Source organism: Phyllobacterium sp. 01N428 (assembly GCF_056399405.1).
In genome coordinates this window covers 1,086,411-1,101,815 of the sequence record NZ_JBFTRH010000001.1, presented here as the reverse complement: position 1 = coordinate 1,101,815, position 15,405 = coordinate 1,086,411, and the positions used below count along the sequence as shown (strand labels likewise).

16 protein-coding genes and 1 pseudogene are annotated in these 15,405 nt (G+C 59.5%); 6 read left to right on the top strand and 11 right to left on the bottom strand.

Annotation, left to right across the window (positions count from 1 at the left end; all coding sequences use genetic code 11):
- The first annotated feature begins 11 nt into the window (after positions 1–11).
- Positions 12–1,655, top strand: a complete 1,644-nt coding sequence (gene groL, locus AC1DNI_RS05410) for a chaperonin GroEL (RefSeq protein ID WP_027230209.1) — start codon at positions 12–14, stop codon at positions 1,653–1,655.
- A 200-nt stretch (positions 1,656–1,855) separates the two neighbouring features.
- On the opposite strand, the gene AC1DNI_RS05405 is transcribed toward groL, so the two are convergent.
- Positions 1,856–2,263: a winged helix-turn-helix transcriptional regulator gene (locus tag AC1DNI_RS05405; RefSeq protein ID WP_477691097.1), complete on the bottom strand. Its 408-nt coding sequence runs from the start codon at positions 2,261–2,263 to the stop codon at positions 1,856–1,858.
- A gap of 89 nt (positions 2,264–2,352) precedes the next feature.
- Here AC1DNI_RS05405 and AC1DNI_RS05400 point away from each other — a divergent pair, with 89 nt between their 5' ends.
- Together AC1DNI_RS05400 and AC1DNI_RS05395 are read left to right on the top strand one after the other, a co-directional pair.
- Positions 2,353–2,913 carry an NADPH-dependent FMN reductase gene (locus AC1DNI_RS05400; protein WP_113281847.1) on the top strand — a complete coding sequence of 187 codons (561 nt, stop codon included), beginning with the start codon at positions 2,353–2,355 and terminating at the stop codon, positions 2,911–2,913.
- Positions 2,914–2,973: 60 nt separating this feature from the next.
- Positions 2,974–3,649, top strand: a pseudogene (locus tag AC1DNI_RS05395) (glutathione S-transferase family protein).
- A gap of 8 nt (positions 3,650–3,657) precedes the next feature.
- Here AC1DNI_RS05395 and AC1DNI_RS05390 read toward each other — a convergent pair.
- From AC1DNI_RS05390 to AC1DNI_RS05380, 3 genes are all read right to left on the bottom strand, one after another.
- Positions 3,658–4,011 carry a VOC family protein gene (locus AC1DNI_RS05390; protein ID WP_477691096.1) on the bottom strand — a complete coding sequence of 118 codons (354 nt, stop codon included), beginning with the start codon at positions 4,009–4,011 and terminating at the stop codon, positions 3,658–3,660.
- Positions 4,012–4,016: 5 nt separating this feature from the next.
- Positions 4,017–4,427, bottom strand: a complete 411-nt coding sequence (locus AC1DNI_RS05385) for an SRPBCC family protein (protein WP_027230214.1) — start codon at positions 4,425–4,427, stop codon at positions 4,017–4,019.
- A 71-nt stretch (positions 4,428–4,498) separates the two neighbouring features.
- A complete protein-coding gene (locus AC1DNI_RS05380) occupies positions 4,499–5,305 on the bottom strand; it encodes an AraC family transcriptional regulator (protein ID WP_477691095.1) in 807 nt (268 codons plus the stop codon).
- A 124-nt stretch (positions 5,306–5,429) separates the two neighbouring features.
- On the opposite strand from AC1DNI_RS05380, the gene fumC reads away from it, so the two are divergent.
- Complete coding sequence (fumC, locus tag AC1DNI_RS05375; protein ID WP_477691094.1) at positions 5,430–6,818, top strand: class II fumarate hydratase; 1,389 nt, start codon at positions 5,430–5,432, stop codon at positions 6,816–6,818.
- 106 nt (positions 6,819–6,924) lie between these two features.
- On the top strand, positions 6,925–7,320 hold the full coding sequence (locus tag AC1DNI_RS05370; RefSeq protein WP_091949716.1) for a DoxX family protein: 396 nt from the start codon (positions 6,925–6,927) through the stop codon (positions 7,318–7,320).
- Positions 7,321–7,375: 55 nt separating this feature from the next.
- Here the strand turns inward: AC1DNI_RS05370 and msrA are convergent, their stop codons facing one another.
- The 6 genes from msrA to AC1DNI_RS05340 all read right to left on the bottom strand — a co-directional run bounded on the left by msrA (position 7,376) and on the right by AC1DNI_RS05340 (position 13,026).
- The gene (msrA, locus tag AC1DNI_RS05365) at positions 7,376–8,065 is read right to left on the bottom strand and encodes a peptide-methionine (S)-S-oxide reductase MsrA (protein WP_477691093.1); all 690 of its coding nucleotides are present in this window, start codon (positions 8,063–8,065) and stop codon (positions 7,376–7,378) included.
- Between the two features lie 20 nt (positions 8,066–8,085).
- Positions 8,086–8,580 (bottom strand): peptide-methionine (R)-S-oxide reductase MsrB, encoded by a 495-nt coding sequence (gene msrB, locus AC1DNI_RS05360; protein WP_477691092.1) that lies wholly within the window; start codon positions 8,578–8,580, stop codon positions 8,086–8,088.
- Positions 8,581–8,692: 112 nt separating this feature from the next.
- On the bottom strand, positions 8,693–9,391 hold the full coding sequence (hisG, locus tag AC1DNI_RS05355) for an ATP phosphoribosyltransferase (RefSeq protein WP_477691091.1): 699 nt from the start codon (positions 9,389–9,391) through the stop codon (positions 8,693–8,695).
- Positions 9,388–10,518, bottom strand: coding sequence for an ATP phosphoribosyltransferase regulatory subunit (locus AC1DNI_RS05350; RefSeq protein ID WP_477691090.1), 1,131 nt, complete (start codon positions 10,516–10,518; stop codon positions 9,388–9,390). Before AC1DNI_RS05350 ends, hisG begins: the two co-directional genes overlap by 4 nt.
- Positions 10,519–10,738: 220 nt before the next feature.
- On the bottom strand, positions 10,739–12,247 hold the full coding sequence (hisS, locus tag AC1DNI_RS05345) for a histidine--tRNA ligase (protein WP_477691089.1): 1,509 nt from the start codon (positions 12,245–12,247) through the stop codon (positions 10,739–10,741).
- A gap of 122 nt (positions 12,248–12,369) precedes the next feature.
- On the bottom strand, positions 12,370–13,026 hold the full coding sequence (locus AC1DNI_RS05340; protein ID WP_091919632.1) for a DNA-3-methyladenine glycosylase I: 657 nt from the start codon (positions 13,024–13,026) through the stop codon (positions 12,370–12,372).
- A 177-nt stretch (positions 13,027–13,203) separates the two neighbouring features.
- Between AC1DNI_RS05340 and AC1DNI_RS05335 the strand changes: the two genes are divergently transcribed.
- Positions 13,204–13,998: a L,D-transpeptidase gene (locus tag AC1DNI_RS05335; protein WP_477691088.1), complete on the top strand. Its 795-nt coding sequence runs from the start codon at positions 13,204–13,206 to the stop codon at positions 13,996–13,998.
- Positions 13,999–14,073: 75 nt separating this feature from the next.
- Here the strand turns inward: AC1DNI_RS05335 and glcF are convergent, their stop codons facing one another.
- Complete coding sequence (gene glcF / locus AC1DNI_RS05330; protein ID WP_477691087.1) at positions 14,074–15,405, bottom strand: glycolate oxidase subunit GlcF; 1,332 nt, start codon at positions 15,403–15,405, stop codon at positions 14,074–14,076.

Below are 15,405 nucleotides of genomic sequence, written 5' to 3'. Positions count from 1 at the left end.
GGAGAGATAAAATGGCAGCCAAAGAAGTAAAATTCAGCCGTGATGCGCGCGAGCGCATGCTGCGCGGCGTCAACATCCTTGCCGATGCAGTAAAGGTAACGCTCGGCCCGAAGGGTCGTAACGTTGTCATCGACAAGTCCTTCGGCGCACCGCGCATCACCAAGGACGGTGTCACTGTTGCCAAGGAAATCGAACTCGAAGACAAGTTCGAAAACATGGGCGCGCAGATGGTCCGTGAAGTCGCTTCGAAGACGAACGACATTGCCGGCGACGGCACCACGACCGCTACCGTTCTCGCCCAGGCCATCGTTCAGGAAGGCGGCAAGGCCGTTGCAGCCGGCATGAACCCGATGGATCTGAAGCGCGGCATCGACCTTGCTGTTGCCGAAGTCGTCAAGGACCTCGTCAAGAAGGCCAAGAAGATCAAGACCTCGGAAGAAGTTGCCCAGGTTGGCACGATCTCTGCCAATGGCGAATCCGAAATCGGTGAAATGATCGCCAAGGCTATGCAGAAGGTCGGCAACGAAGGTGTCATCACCGTCGAGGAAGCCAAGACCGCCGAGACCGAACTCGAAGTCGTCGAAGGCATGCAGTTCGACCGCGGCTACCTTTCGCCGTACTTTGTCACCAACCCGGAAAAGATGGTTGCTGACCTCGAGGACGCATACATCCTTCTGCACGAGAAGAAGCTCTCGAACCTCCAGGCTCTCCTGCCGGTTCTCGAAGCTGTCGTCCAGACCTCGAAGCCCCTCGTCATCATCTCCGAAGACGTCGAAGGCGAAGCGCTTGCAACGCTCGTCGTCAACAAGCTGCGCGGCGGCCTGAAGATTGCTGCTGTCAAGGCTCCTGGCTTCGGCGATCGCCGCAAGGCCATGCTCGAAGACATCGCGATCCTCACCGGTGGTCAGGTTATTTCCGAAGACCTGGGCATCAAGCTCGAAAGCGTTACGCTCGACATGCTCGGCCGCGCCAAGAAGGTGTCGATCACCAAGGAAAACACCACGATCGTCGACGGCAATGGCAAGAAGGGCGAAATCAACGCTCGCGTCGGCCAGATCAAGCAGCAGATCGAAGAGACCACTTCCGACTATGACCGCGAGAAGCTGCAGGAACGCCTTGCCAAGCTCGCTGGCGGCGTTGCCGTCATCCGCGTCGGCGGTGCGACGGAAGTCGAAGTGAAGGAAAAGAAGGACCGCGTCGACGACGCCCTCAATGCAACCCGTGCGGCTGTTGAAGAAGGCATCGTTCCTGGCGGCGGCGTCGCCCTGCTTCGCGCTTCGGCTGCTCTTACGATCAAGGGCGCCAATGCCGATCAGGACGCCGGTATCAACATCGTTCGCCGCGCTCTGCAGGCTCCTGCCCGCCAGATCGCAACGAACGCAGGTGATGAAGCTTCGATCGTTGTCGGCAAGATCCTTGAGAACAAGAAGGACACCTACGGCTACAACGCGGCCAATGGCGAGTATGGCGATCTGATCACGCTCGGTATCGTCGATCCGGTCAAGGTCGTTCGCACGGCTCTCCAGGACGCAGCTTCGGTTGCCGGCCTTCTCGTCACCACCGAAGCCATGATTGCTGAAGCGCCGAAGAAAGACTCGGCTGCTCCGGCAATGCCGGGCGGCGGCATGGGCGGCATGGGCGGCATGGACTTCTAAGAAGTCCTCATCCAGCGACATACGGAAAAGGCGGGTTTCGACCCGCCTTTTTTGTTTTGATTTGCGTGTTCTTCAATTTTCCGCTCGCGCGGCTGGTCCATCCGCCGCCCTCGTGGCAGACCGCTTTCTACCCAAGTTTCAAGACGCCGATAGAATCCTTCTATCAGGGGAGTGCCGGCGCAAATCGCGTCGAACTTTCTTCACTCAGCCGCATAGGAGAAGAGCTGCTTTTGCTCTGAACCTGCATGAACGGCGTCGAATCGCGCGCGTGCTTCGGCGACCCGCTGTTCGTTGCGGATCGCCCAGTCGCCAAGCGCGCGGACAGGCACCAGAAGGTCGCGGCCGAGATCGGTAAGTTCGTAGTCGACGCGTGGCGGGATCGTCGGGTAAACGGTACGGGTCACGAAACCATCGCGCTCGAGTCCGCGCAGCGTGCTCGTCAGCATCTTTTGCGAGATACCATTGATGGTCCGCTTCAACTCATTGAAGCGCATCGATTTATTTCCGAGATAATTGACGACGAGAACCGTCCATTTGTCGCCGACGCGCGCGAGAATGTGATTAACCGCAGTGCATGCCGAGGTTACCTGAAAGTGATCTGGTTTCACAAAAGTGCCTCCTTGCGGGGGTTTCGGACAGTCACTTATATAGCGCCGGGCACTATTGGTTACCATCCCCCAAGACGAAGGATTTTTTTATGTCAAAAGCCAAGATCGCCGTTATTGTCGGCAGCACCCGTATCGGCCGTTTCGCCGAATTTCCCGCCAAATGGATTGCCGACGTCGCTGCACAGCGGGGAGATGTCGAGGTCGAAATTATCGATCTCCTTGACTATCCCATGAATTTCTTTGGCGAAGAGCGCACAAGCGACGCCCAGAACGAGACCGCCGAACGCTGGAAGAAGAAGCTGCGCGAATTCGATGGCTATGTTTTCACGGTCGCCGAATACAACCACGGCCCGACGGCCGTCCTTAAGAACGCTATCGACCTTGGCGATTTCATCCAGAAGCCGGTCGCCTTTGTCGGTTATGGCGGCGTCGGCGGCGCGCGCGCCATCGAGCATCTGCGCCTCATCTTCGTCGAAATGGGATCCGCTTCGGTAAAGACCGGCGTTCACATCGCCTATTCCGAGTATCTGAGCGCCGTCAAGGGCGAGAAGAAGCTCGGCGACTACCCGCATCTCAATGAAGCAGCAACCAGCCAGCTCGACCAGCTCGTCTGGTGGGCCAATGCCTTGAAGACCGCTCGCACGGCCTGATCGCTTGGCTGGGCGGTCGCACCGCGATCGCCCAGCCGGCAAATCCGGAGGATCATCGTCATGCCGTCACTCGTTCTGATCAGCCATCTGCTGTGCCCGTATGTCCAGCGTGCTGCAATCGCGCTCGCTGAAAAGGGCGTGCCCTTTGAAAAGATCGATATCGACCTTGCAGCGAAACCCGATGGGTTCCTGAAGATCTCGCCGCTCGGCAAGGTGCCGCTGCTGCGTGTCCCCCAGACGGATGGCGGCGAGGCGATTCTCTTCGAGAGTTCTGTCATTGCCGAATATCGACGAATCCCAGCCGGGGCCGAAACTTCATCCCGCCGACGCGCTGACGCGGGCACGCCATCGCGGCTGGATGGAATTTGGTTCATCGATCCTTTCCGACCTCTGGGCGCTGGAGACAACGAAGGACGCTGCGGTTTTCGAAGAGAAGCGCAAGGCGATCACTGAAAAGTTCGGCCGCGTCGAAGAAGTTCTTGGCGACGGTCCCCTCTTTGCAGGTGCTGGCTTCAGCCTCGTCGATGCGGTTTACGCCCCGATTTTTCGCTACTTCGATACATTCGACCAGATCGTGGGACTCGGCATTTTCACCGACTACCCGAAGGTGCGGGCATGGCGCGCAGCCCTCGCAGTGCGTCCAAGCGTCCGCGAAGCGGTAACGCCGGAATATCCGCAGCTACTGCGCGCCTTCCTGCAAAAATATGAAGCGTACATGCTGACGCTGGCGCGCTGAACTGTCGGCTATTTATCCGACCAGACGGCAAGCTCGTATCCGTCCGGGTCGGCGAAGTGAAAGCGCCGGCCTCCGGGAAAGGTAAATACCGGCTTGGTGATCTTGCCACCGGCTTTTTCGACCTGTTTGAGCGTGCCTTGAAGATCATCGGCGAAAAGAATGATCAGCGCGCCGCCGGGGCGCGGTTTGCCTTCGGTGGTAAAGCCGCCCTTGAGATTCCCGTCGGAAAACTCGCAATAGCTCGGACCATAGTCCGTGAATGTCCATCCGAACGCATCGCCATAGAAGCTGCGCGCCGCGCCAATATCGCTGACATTGAATTCAACATAGTCGATACACTTGTCCTTGCCTGAACTGGCCATCGTCCTCATCCTATAAGTTGCGCTTCGAGCAGGTCCTTCAGGGCCTGAAGATCACGCTTGACCCAGGCCGCATCTGCGTTGAATTTTTCGTCATCCATGCCCGGCACGCGAAAAAGCGTAAATATGAGTTCGCTCTCGTCGCCGTTGGGCACCACCCGCATGGGGATATAGACCTCGTCCCCGGTCTCCATAACCACCCAATGATCGAGAACCCCGACTTCGTTCTTCGGCGCAAAGCGCAATCGAAGTTTGCCCGCCGGCCCATCCGCCAGCCATTCATCACCGGATTTTTGCAAGGCCGATGTCAGGCCGGAGGCCCATTGCGGCAGATTTTCCGCAACGCTGACGTAGTCATAAACATCCTGCCAATTGCGTCCGATTGAAATTTGAAGGGTCCTTGCTTCATGTGTAGCCATGGTTGTCCTCCCTCATCGCGTACGGCAAGCTTATGCGCCTAACGACTTTCTGTCTTGAACAAAACGGCCACTTATGCCGCGAGATGCTGCAGGAGCGCCGAGGGCGAAAGACCTGACAGGGATTTTGCCTCGCGGCTCAAATGCGCCTGGTCGGCATAGTTCGCGTCGAACGCCAGAGCACCAATGCCGCTTCCGGGATCGCGCCGGCCGAGCTTCAGGAATTTCTGGAAACGCAGGATGCGCTCCAGCGTCTTTGGCCCATATCCGAAATTGTGCAGGAACTGCCGGCGCAAGGTGCGCTCGCTCACGTTGAGCATTGTCGCCAATTCGGTAATCGCCACACTATCTTTCGAGCGCTTGAGCGTGTCGAAGGCGGCAACCATGGCCCTGTCGGGCGATGCAATCGATGGAGCGACGTCCGACAAGGCAGCCTGGAGCCGTGCCGTCGCGTCTCCGATGGTCTTTGCCGCGACAAGTCTTTCGGCGAGAGCCTCGGCGCGCGCGCCCCAAAGCTCGGACAAGTCAACACGCTGATTGACGAGTTCGGACATTGGAATGCCAAGCCATTTGCTCGCAGCGCCTGGAGCAAAGCGGATGCCGACGATATTGGCCAGGGAACGATCGACGATATGTGGGGCCGTGTCGGGACCCGCAATCGTCAGTTTGCCTTCCGACCACAATATGTCGACGCAACCATCGGGAAAGACCGCCACGGGCGCCGCCAATTCGCCGATACCCTCGTGGTTCCACGCGCAGAGGAAATGCGGCCGCAACTCCGGCGTCGGCGAGAACTCGCGATAGCGCCCGGCTGAATGCGCTGGGATGGATTCGTTGCCTGACTGTCTCACGCCGCCGCATTGCCAATGTTGATTGATCATAAGCGCTTAATCGATTTTATCCGAAAGCCGGGCGAAAACCAGACCAACATTCCATCGCCAAACCTTGCCTCTCGGGGAGCTTCGCAGTAGTGCTCTTGCCAACTCCCACCAGGAAAATGACACGATGAGTTCTACCCGTACGGAAACAGATACTTTTGGCCCAATCGACGTTGCAGCCGACAGGTATTGGGGCGCGCAGACGGAACGTTCGCTGCACAATTTCAAGATCGGTGGCGAAAGAATGCCCATTCCGCTGGTGCGGGCGCTCGGTATCGTCAAGCGCGCAGCCGCCGAAACCAATCTCTCCCTCGGAAAGATCGATGAAGTCATCGGCCGCGCGATCACCGTTGCCGCCGAGGAAGTCATCGAAGGCAAGCTCGACGATCATTTCCCGCTCGTCGTTTGGCAAACCGGCTCGGGCACGCAGTCGAACATGAATGCCAACGAGGTCATTTCCAACCGCGCCATCGAAATGCTCGGCGGCACAATGGGATCGAAGAAGCCGGTCCACCCGAATGACCACGTCAATATGAGCCAGTCGTCGAACGATACATTCCCGACGGCAATTCATATCGCAACCGCAATTGAAGCCACGCATCGGCTGTTTCCGGCTCTCACCCACCTGACGGAGGCGATACTCAAGAAGGAAAAGGCCTTCGCCGACATCATCAAGATCGGACGTACCCATACGCAGGATGCGACACCTGTCACCCTCGGGCAGGAGTTCTCCGGTTATCGCGCCGCACTCGAGTATGCGCGCAAGCGCATCGAGCAGAGCCTTGCCGACATTTTCCTTCTTGCCCAGGGTGGTACCGCAGTCGGAACGGGACTGAACGCCCCGGTGGGATTTGATACGGCTTTCGCCGAGGCCGTATCGGACATTACCGGCCTGCCGTTCAAGACGGCACCAAACAAGTTCGAAGCACTGGCGAGCCATGGCGCTCTTACGAACTTCCACGGCAGCCTTAATTCCCTGGCGACCGATCTCTTCAAGATGGCCAACGACATTCGCTTTCTCGGCTCGGGCCCACGTTCCGGCCTCGGCGAACTGAAGCTTCCGGAAAATGAACCGGGCTCGTCGATCATGCCGGGCAAGGTCAACCCGACCCAGGCCGAAGCCCTGACCATGGTTGCGACGCAAGTGTTCGGCAACAATACCTCGGTTACCATCGCAGCCAGCCAGGGCCATTTTGAGCTCAACGTTTACAAACCCGTGGTGGCGCTCAACGTGCTGCAGTCGATCCGCATTCTCTCCGACGCCATGGTATCGTTCGCAGATAATTGCGTAGACGGCATCGAGGCCGACGAGGTCCGCATCAAGGACCTGCTCGATCGTTCGCTCATGCTGGTTACTGCGCTTGCCCCTGCCATTGGTTATGACAATGCAGCCAAGATCGCAAAGACAGCCCACAAGAACGGCACGACCTTGCGCGAAGAAGCACTCGCCAGCGGCGTCTCGGCCGAGGACTATGATCGCCTCGTGCGTCCCGAGCGAATGATTTCTCCGGAGTAACGTCGGAAAATCATTCTATTGTGAACAATCTGTCGAGAAAATAGTGGCTTTGTTTGACAATCGAATCTAGCTATTGGGCTGTCACGACAAACCCTGGAGACTTTCTATGGCGAACAACAGCGCACTCATTCTTATAGGTCGCATACTGCTATCATTCATGTTCATCCTGGCTGGCTATGGAAAGCTCACCGCCATCGGTGGCACCGCCGGATATTTCGGCAGCCTCGGATTTCCGGCGCCGACTATCGTCGCGGTGCTCGTCGGCCTGCTTGAGCTTTTAGGCGGCCTTGCCGTACTCGTTGGCTTCCAGACGCGGATCGCTGCTCTGGCGCTCGGCATTTTCACGCTCGCGGCAACTGCTGCGGCCCACCTGAACTGGACGGGCGACGCCGGCATGGTGCAGTGGATGTTCTTCCAGAAGAACCTTGGCGTCGCCGGCGGCTTCTTCGTGCTTGCTGCATGCGGCGCAGGCGCACTGTCGCTCGACGCAAAACGCGGCTGATCGAATCCAGCATCGATAAAAAAGGCCGCTTCGAGCGGCCTTTTTTGTTTGACGATTAGTTCGACGGCTTCGCCTCGCCGACAAGCACCGGTTTTTCCCTATAGTCGCCGGGGAAATATTTGCCGAGGTTCGCGATCTTCGGTAGGTAGTTATAGGCGATATAAGGCTGCGAAGGGTGCAGCGTCGCATAGTCCTGGTGATAGGCTTCGGCCGGATAGAACTTTTCCAACGCAGAAATCTTGGTGACGATCGGCTTCGGATAGGCCTTCGCCTTATCGAGCTGGCTGACATAGGCCTTCGCTATCTTCTCCTGATCGGGGCTGGTCGTGAAGATCGCCGAGCGGTACTGGGTCCCTGAATCCGGGCCCTGCCGGTTCAATTGCGTCGGGTCATGCGCGACGGAGAAATAGACCTGCAGTACCTTGCCGAGACTGATCACCTTCGGGTCGAACGTGACTTCCACCGACTCGGCATGGCCGGTATCGCCGCCGCTCACGATTTCATAGCTCGCGGTTTCCTTCTTGCCGCCGGCATAGCCGGAAACGGCGCTCGTTACGCCTTTCAAGTGCTGGTAGACCCCCTGCACGCCCCAGAAGCAACCACCGGCAAGCACAATAGATTCGGACTTCGCCCATGCCGTCTGGTCGACAGCCGGGGGCGGCACCATGGTGACGTCTTCACCGGCAAGCGCGCAGCCGGGTGACAGCAACAGGCCCGCAGCAAGCATAAAATGATATGGTTTCATGATCTTATCCCTTTGCGCGTTCAAGCAGCAACCGGTTTGAAGTTAAGTGCAACGCCATTCATGCAATAGCGCAGCCCCGTCGGCTTCGGGCCATCGTCGAAGACATGGCCGAGATGGCCGCCGCAGCGGTGGCACTCCACCGCCGTACGCGTCATGCCGAACGAACTGTCCTTGGTCTCGTTGACAGCGCCCTTCATCGCTGTCCAGAAGCTTGGCCAGCCCGTGCCGCTGTCGAATTTGGTGTCGGAGTCGAAGAGAGCTAGGTCGCAGCCGGCGCAGGTGAAGGTGCCCTTGCGCTTTTCATGATTGAGCGGGCTTGTGAACGGACGTTCCGTGCCTTCCTGGCGCAAGACGTAATATTGCTCGGGCGTCAGCAACTTCTTCCATTCGGCGTCGCTGTGCTCGACTTTGAATGTGCCTGCCGCCACGGCCTTGGGCGCATTTGCGAACCTTGCCGCGACGAGGGCGCCGAGCCCTGCAATCGCACCGCCAAAAAGCGTTCGACGTGTCATCATGAGAAAACTCCCAGCATAAAGATACCGAGGATGCCCGGTATTCTGCAGGGAAATACGTAAGGGTCGACCGAAAGGTTACACTACAACCCGTCCATCACGTAGAGTTGATGGATCAGTGCTTTGCGCGTGCCGCCGCAATACGCTGTGAAAGCTCGGCAACGGCCCCGGTTTCGGCGGTTTGCCGGGACGAGACCAGGCAGGCCTCCGATTTCAGAATAACCCCGTCATCTAGGATTTTCAGATGGTTGGCGCGTAGCGTCGATCCAGTCGAGCTGATATCGACGATGATGTCGGCCGCGCCGGAAGCAGGCGCGCCCTCGGTAGCGCCGAGGCTCTCCACGATCCGATAGACCTGGATGCCGTGCATCTGCGAAAAGAACTGCTGGGTCAGCCGCCAGTATTTCGTGGCGATGCGCAGGCGTCGGCCATGCCTCTGGCGGAAATCCGCAGCGACATCATCAAGGTCGGCCATCGTCGATACGTCGTACCAGACCTCCGGCACGGCAACGACGACATCCGCATGGCCAAATCCGAGCCGCGCTTCGACGCGAACCTGTTCGTCGGCGGAGGCAAGCGTTTCGCGGATCAGGTCTTCACCCGTGACACCAAGATCGACGCTTCCATAGCCAAGTTCGCGTGCGATCTCGGACGCCGAAAGAAACAGAATGTCGATGTCGCTGTGGCCTTTGACCTTCGCCCGGTAGCTGCGCTGATCCTTGGGCAGGATGACGCTGAGGCCGGCATTTTCCAGCACCTCCAGCGCCTGTTCCTTGAGGCGGCCTTTCGAGGGCAGTGCGAGAGTGACGGTCATTGTGCATCTCCCGCGATCTCTTCAAGCCGGTCCAGCCAAACGGAAAAGCCGACACCGGGAATGGAACCGACCGCGCCGAGCATCGTCAGCAGCCGGTCATAGCGGCCGCCGCCGACAATTGCGCCTAGGTCGGGCCGGTCGATCGCGTGCGTCTCATAGACAAGCCCGGTGTAATAATCGATCGGGCGTCCGAAGGCCGCATCGTAGACGATGGCTTCGTTGCCGATCCCTGCCTCTTTGACCGATACGGCGCGCGCCTCGAACTGTTCCAGGGCGAGGCCGAGATCGAACTCATTGGCGCGGGCAAAGCTGAGAAGATAGCCGGCAGCTTCAGCGAGAGGCACGCGGATGGCCAGAAATTCCTCAAGCGCCGCAATGGTGCGCACCGGCAGGCGAACCGAGGCAAGGCTCGCCTTTTCGATGAGACGCCGGGCGATTTCCACCGGCGCCCGCCCGGATGCCGGTGAGATGCCGGCGGCCTGCATGTCCTTTTCGAGTTCGGCGGCAAGCGCTGTTTCGTCACCTGCTTCGACAAGTGCGGCCAGCCGATCCGGCAGCGTTCCCTTTTCACGGTCCGAGCCAAGATCGGCAAGCAGACCTTTCAACTGGCCATGATTGCCGAAAGCGCGCGCTAGTTTCTTCTGCCAGCCGCGCGGCAAGCCAAGGGAGGCGAGCACAGCTTCGAAGATGGCCTGATCACCCAGCAGCGTCTCAAGTTGGATTTGGGGCGCAACCAGCCTGATCGATGCAATCGCATCGGCAAGTGACCGCGCATCGGCACGGGCGCGGTTCGCGTCGCCAAGATCCTCGATGCCGGCCTGGAAAAACTCATTGCCGCCTTCGCGGCGCTGGCGGAAGACTTCGCCGAGATAGGCGTAGCGCTTGGGCGTCGCGGCATTCCGTTCGATATGGTTGCGGCAGACCGGAATGGTGAATTCGGGACGCAGGCAGAGACTTTGGCCGTTTTCATTCTCGGTGAGAAAAATACGCCGGCGCAGATCTTCGCCCGCCATGTCGAGAAATTGGTCAGCGGGCTGGATGACCGGAATATCCACAAGCTCGGCATCGCGGCCGGCAATCAGCGCCGCGAGATCGGCAGAAAAGGCAGGGGCGCGGGATGCGGTCATGCTTGGCGCATTCCTCGCGAATGGCAGCACTCACTCCCCTCTGTCCTGCCGGACATCTCCCCCACAAGGGGGGAGATCGAAACGGCGTCAGCGTCGCATTCAGCGTCAACGACTTGCGTTTCGTCGAGACGTGCAGGAATGCTGGTCTCCCCCCTTGTGGGGGAGATGGGCGGCAGCCCAGAGGGGGGTGAAATGACAAATGGCAGCATGTGCGTCAGCTTTACTTCAGACCCTTGGCGCGATCTTCGGCCTGCGCCTCGAGAATCTTGCGCACCTCGATCACGAGATCGCCTTCCTTCGCGGTGATCTGCGCCGGGCGGCTTTCGCGCCAGGTCACGTTGTCTTCGATCTCGGCCGACAGCCGTGCGCCTTCGATGAGATCCTTGATCTGCACTTCACCATTGTCGCGCTCCTGCGAACCCTGGATGATGACACAGGGGGCACCGCGGCGGTCGGCATATTTCATCTGCGGCTTCATGCCGGATCCGCCGAGATACATCTCCGCCCGGATGCCGGCCTGCCGAAGGTCCGACACCATCTTCTGGTACCGTCCGAGGCTTGCCGTATCGCGGTCCATGACGAGGACGACGACCGGCCCGATTTTGTCGGAGACGTCGAGCTTGCCGAGGTTCTTCAATGCCGTCATCAGGCGAGAGACGCCGATGGAAATGCCGGTCGCCGGTACCGGCTCGCCGCGGAAGCGTGAAACGAGACCATCATAACGGCCGCCGCCGCCGACCGAACCGAAGACGACTTTCTCGCCCTTTTCATTGGTGACGTCGAAGGTCAGTTCGGCTTCGAAGACGGGGCCCGTATAATATTCGAGGCCGCGCACGACGGAGGGGTCGATCTTGACCCGGCCCTCGTAGCCGGCAGCCGAGCATAGCGCCTCGATCGTGGCAAGTTCGGCGACGCCCTCGACGCCCTTGTCGTTGCCGCTGATGACGCGTTCGAGATTGGCAATGGTTTCGCTGCCAGTTGCGCCGCCGGCTGAGGTGAAATCGAGCACCTTGGTGATCGCCGCCTCGTCGAGGCCGGCGCCCTTGGTGAAATCGCCGCTTTCATCGAGGCGGCCCTTGCCGAGCAATTCACGCACGCCGTCCGGCCCGAACTTGTCGAGCTTGTCGATGGCGCGCAGCACGTTCAGCCGCCGTCCCGCATTGTCATCTCCAGCAAGGCCGATGGCGTCGAGAACGCCGTCGAGCACCTTGCGGTTATTGACTCGGATCATGTAATCGCCGCGCGGAACGCCGAGCGCCTCCATGACATCGGCCATCATCATACACATTTCGGCATCGGCCGAGACCGATGGCGCGCCGACCGTATCGGCATCGAATTGCATGAACTGGCGGAAGCGGCCGGGGCCGGGCTTCTCGTTGCGAAACACCCAGCCGGCGCGGTAGCTGCGGTAGGGCTTGGGGATGCTTTCAAAATTCTCGGCAACGAAACGCGCGAGCGGCGCGGTGAGGTCGTAGCGCAGCGACAGCCATTGTTCGTCATCGTCCTGGAACGAGAACACGCCCTCATTCGGGCGGTCCTGGTCAGGCAGGAACTTTCCGAGCGCATCCGTATATTCGACAAGCGGGGTCTCGACAGGCTCGAAACCATAAAGCTCGTATACCTTGCGGATCTCGGCCATCATCTTGTCGGCAGCGCGCAAATCGTCAGGCGCGCGGTCCACAAAACCGCGCGGCAGCCGCGCTTTTACCCTGTCTGCCTTCGTCGTCATGATGCTGTTCCGATACCCTGAAATGAAGCTTTTCGCGAGTTCAGGACGGTCCTGAGCCCAAGCCGGTTTGCTCTAACGCATAGAGGTGTTCAGGGCAAGGATTGATGGCGCCGGTCTCGGCGCTAGGAAGCCAGAGCCGGCCGCTTGAAGTTCGAACGCAGCTTCTCGATCTCCTGGCGGCACTTGCAGCCCTCAATGTGGTCGTTGACGAGACCCATGGCTTGCATATGCGCATACATGGTCGTCGGGCCGACGAAGCTCCAGCCGCGCTTTTTCAAATCCTTGGAAAGACGGACCGATGTCGGCGAGGTCGGATTGGCGATCAAGGTCGGGTAGTCGACCACCTTCGGCCGCTCGTCCGCCGGCGGTTCAAACTGCCAGAAATAGGCCGCGAGCGAGCCGGTTTCCTTGACGAGTTCGATGGCGCGCCCGGCATTGTTGATCGCCGAGTTGATCTTGCCGCGATGGCGGATGATGCCGGCATCGGCGAGCAGGCGGTCCACCTCTTTCTCGCCGTAGCCTGCAATCCTGTGATAGTCAAAACCGTCAAACGCCTTGCGGAAGTTCTCGCGCTTGCGCAGGATCGTCAGCCAGGAAAGCCCGGACTGAAAGCCTTCGAGGCAGATCTTTTCGAAGAGCCGGGTGTCGTCTGTCACCGGACGTCCCCATTCGTGGTCGTGGTAGTGGACATATTCAGGCAGTGTTCCCGGCCAAAAACATCGCGTCTCGCCCGCATCATCCGTGATAAGTCCGGTTTTCGGGGGAGTTTCGTCTTGCATCGCGCCTGTCCCTTTCCTATTGTTAACCGTGCTCGCAAACCCGCCGGTAACTATAACCCACGGTTTTCGCGGCATTTTATGTTTTATTGATTCTGATTCACTTTTTTCTACCTGCCAATCGGCAAACTCAATCCGAAACCTGACAAATCCTGTCAGGAGAGTTCCAGAGTAATTTCAATGAAGTCGGCATTATTGGTTTTGGCATCGGCAGTTCTCTCAGCGACGATCCCGTCCGCAAGGGCGAGCGAACGCTATGCGACCAAGCCTCCTGTCGTCATGAGCCCCGATCTTTCCGCGCCATGGGTGACGCAACTGCGCAAGCGGCCAGTCGGCGAGGCGGTAAACCAGGTCGGACGGCCGGTGAACCCGCGTGGCTATGTCGTGTTCAGCGAGCGCCCGGAGCGCGTGACCAGGCCGCGCCGCAATCGCGATCTTTCCAATCCTTCCGCGCGGGAGGTCTCGTTCCAGCGCCCGGATGTCCCGCTGGGCGAGGACCAGCCCAAGAAGCAGGCCATGGATCCGCAGTTCCTGCCGCAAAGCGTCGCTTATGATGGCGCTGAACAGCCGGGTACGATTGTTATCGATACGTCCGAGCGTTTTCTTTATCTTGTTGAAGCCGGCGGCAAGGCGCGACGCTACGGCGTGGGCGTCGGCAAGGAAGGCTTCGCGTGGTCCGGAACGAACAATATAACACGCAAAGCCATGTGGCCTGACTGGTACCCGCCGCAGGACATGATCGATCGGGAGGCCGAAAAGGGCCACTATATTCCGGCGCACATGGAGGGCGGCATAGCCAATCCGCTTGGCGCCCGTGCGCTCTATCTCGGTTCCACGCTCTACCGTATCCATGGCACCAACGCGCCGTGGACCATCGGCCACGCCGTGTCGAGCGGCTGCATACGCATGCGCAACGAAGATGTCACCGAGCTCTATGCACGGGTCAATGTCGGCACGAAAGTCATCGTCCGATAAGGGTTAGTGGGGGCCGGCACCGGGGGCGGTGCCGGGAACGGGCAGCGGCTTTCTCGAGAAAGCCGCTGCCCTTTTTCATTCGGCCGCCTGCAGGATGTTTTTCGGCGCGGGAAGCCCTTCCGGCTTCGGGCCGCCATAGGCCCAGTCGAGCAGTTCGACCGTGTGAACGATCGGCAATCTTGAACCGCCGGCGATCTGGGTGATGCAGCCTATATTGCCGGTGGCGATGATGCTGGCACCAGTCGCCTCGATATTCTTGACCTTGCGATCCCGCAGCGTGCGGGCGATTTCCGGCTGCATGATGTTGTAGGTGCCGGCCGAACCGCAGCACAAATGGCCCTCGGCCGGGTCCTTGACGATGAACCCGGCTGCCTTCAGCAGGTCTTTGGGCTGGCGCGTAATCTTCTGGCCGTGCTGCATCGAGCAGGCGGAATGATAGGCGACGGTCAAGCCGGATGCCTGGTGCGAGGCCGGCATGTCGAGCGTCGCAAGATATTCGGTGACGTCCTTCGCAAGCGACGAGATGCGCGCCGCCTTGTCCTTGTAGACCGGGTCGAGCCGCAGCATGTAGCCATAATCCTTGATCGTCGTGCCGCAACCCGAGGCGGTGATAATGATCGCATCGAGACCGTCTGTCTCAAGTTCGCGCGTCCACACATCGACGTTGCGGCGCGCATCCTGGAGCGCTTCCTCTTCGCGGCCCATGTGGTGAACCAGCGAGCCGCAGCAGCCTTCGCCTTTTGGCAAGACCACCTCGACGCCGAGGCGATTGAGAAGCCGGATCGTCGCTTCATTGATACCCGGCTTCAGGACAGGCTGCGCACAGCCGCTGAGAAGCGCCACCCTGCCGGTTCTTTCGCCTTTTGGCTTGTGTACCCCGGGTACGGCCGACGACGATGTTGCCGGGACGGAACTCGGCGCAAGTTCGAGCATCGCCGCCAGTGGCTTCGTTGCCGTCAACGAGCCGAACAGTCCAGTTAACGGCCGCCCAAGCCTTGCGAGGTTGAGCGCCAGGCGAAACCGCCGGGGATAGGGCAGGACGAGTGCAAGCACGCCGCGGGTCAACCGGTTCATAAGCGGACGCTTGTAGGTCTTCTCGATGTGGGCGCGCGCATTGTCGACGAGATGCATGTAGTTGACCCCCGATGGGCAGGTCGTCATGCATGAAAGGCACGAAAGGCAGCGGTCGATATGTTTGACGATCTGCTCGTCGGCCGGACGGCCGTTTTCCAGCATATCCTTGATAAGATAAATGCGCCCGCGCGGGCTATCGAGTTCGTTGCCGAGCGTCACATAGGTCGGACAGGTGGCCGTGCAGAAGCCGCAATGCACGCATTTGCGCAGGATCTTTTCAGACTCGGCGACACCCGGATCGAGAAGCTGCTCGGGGCTGAAATTTGTCTGCAC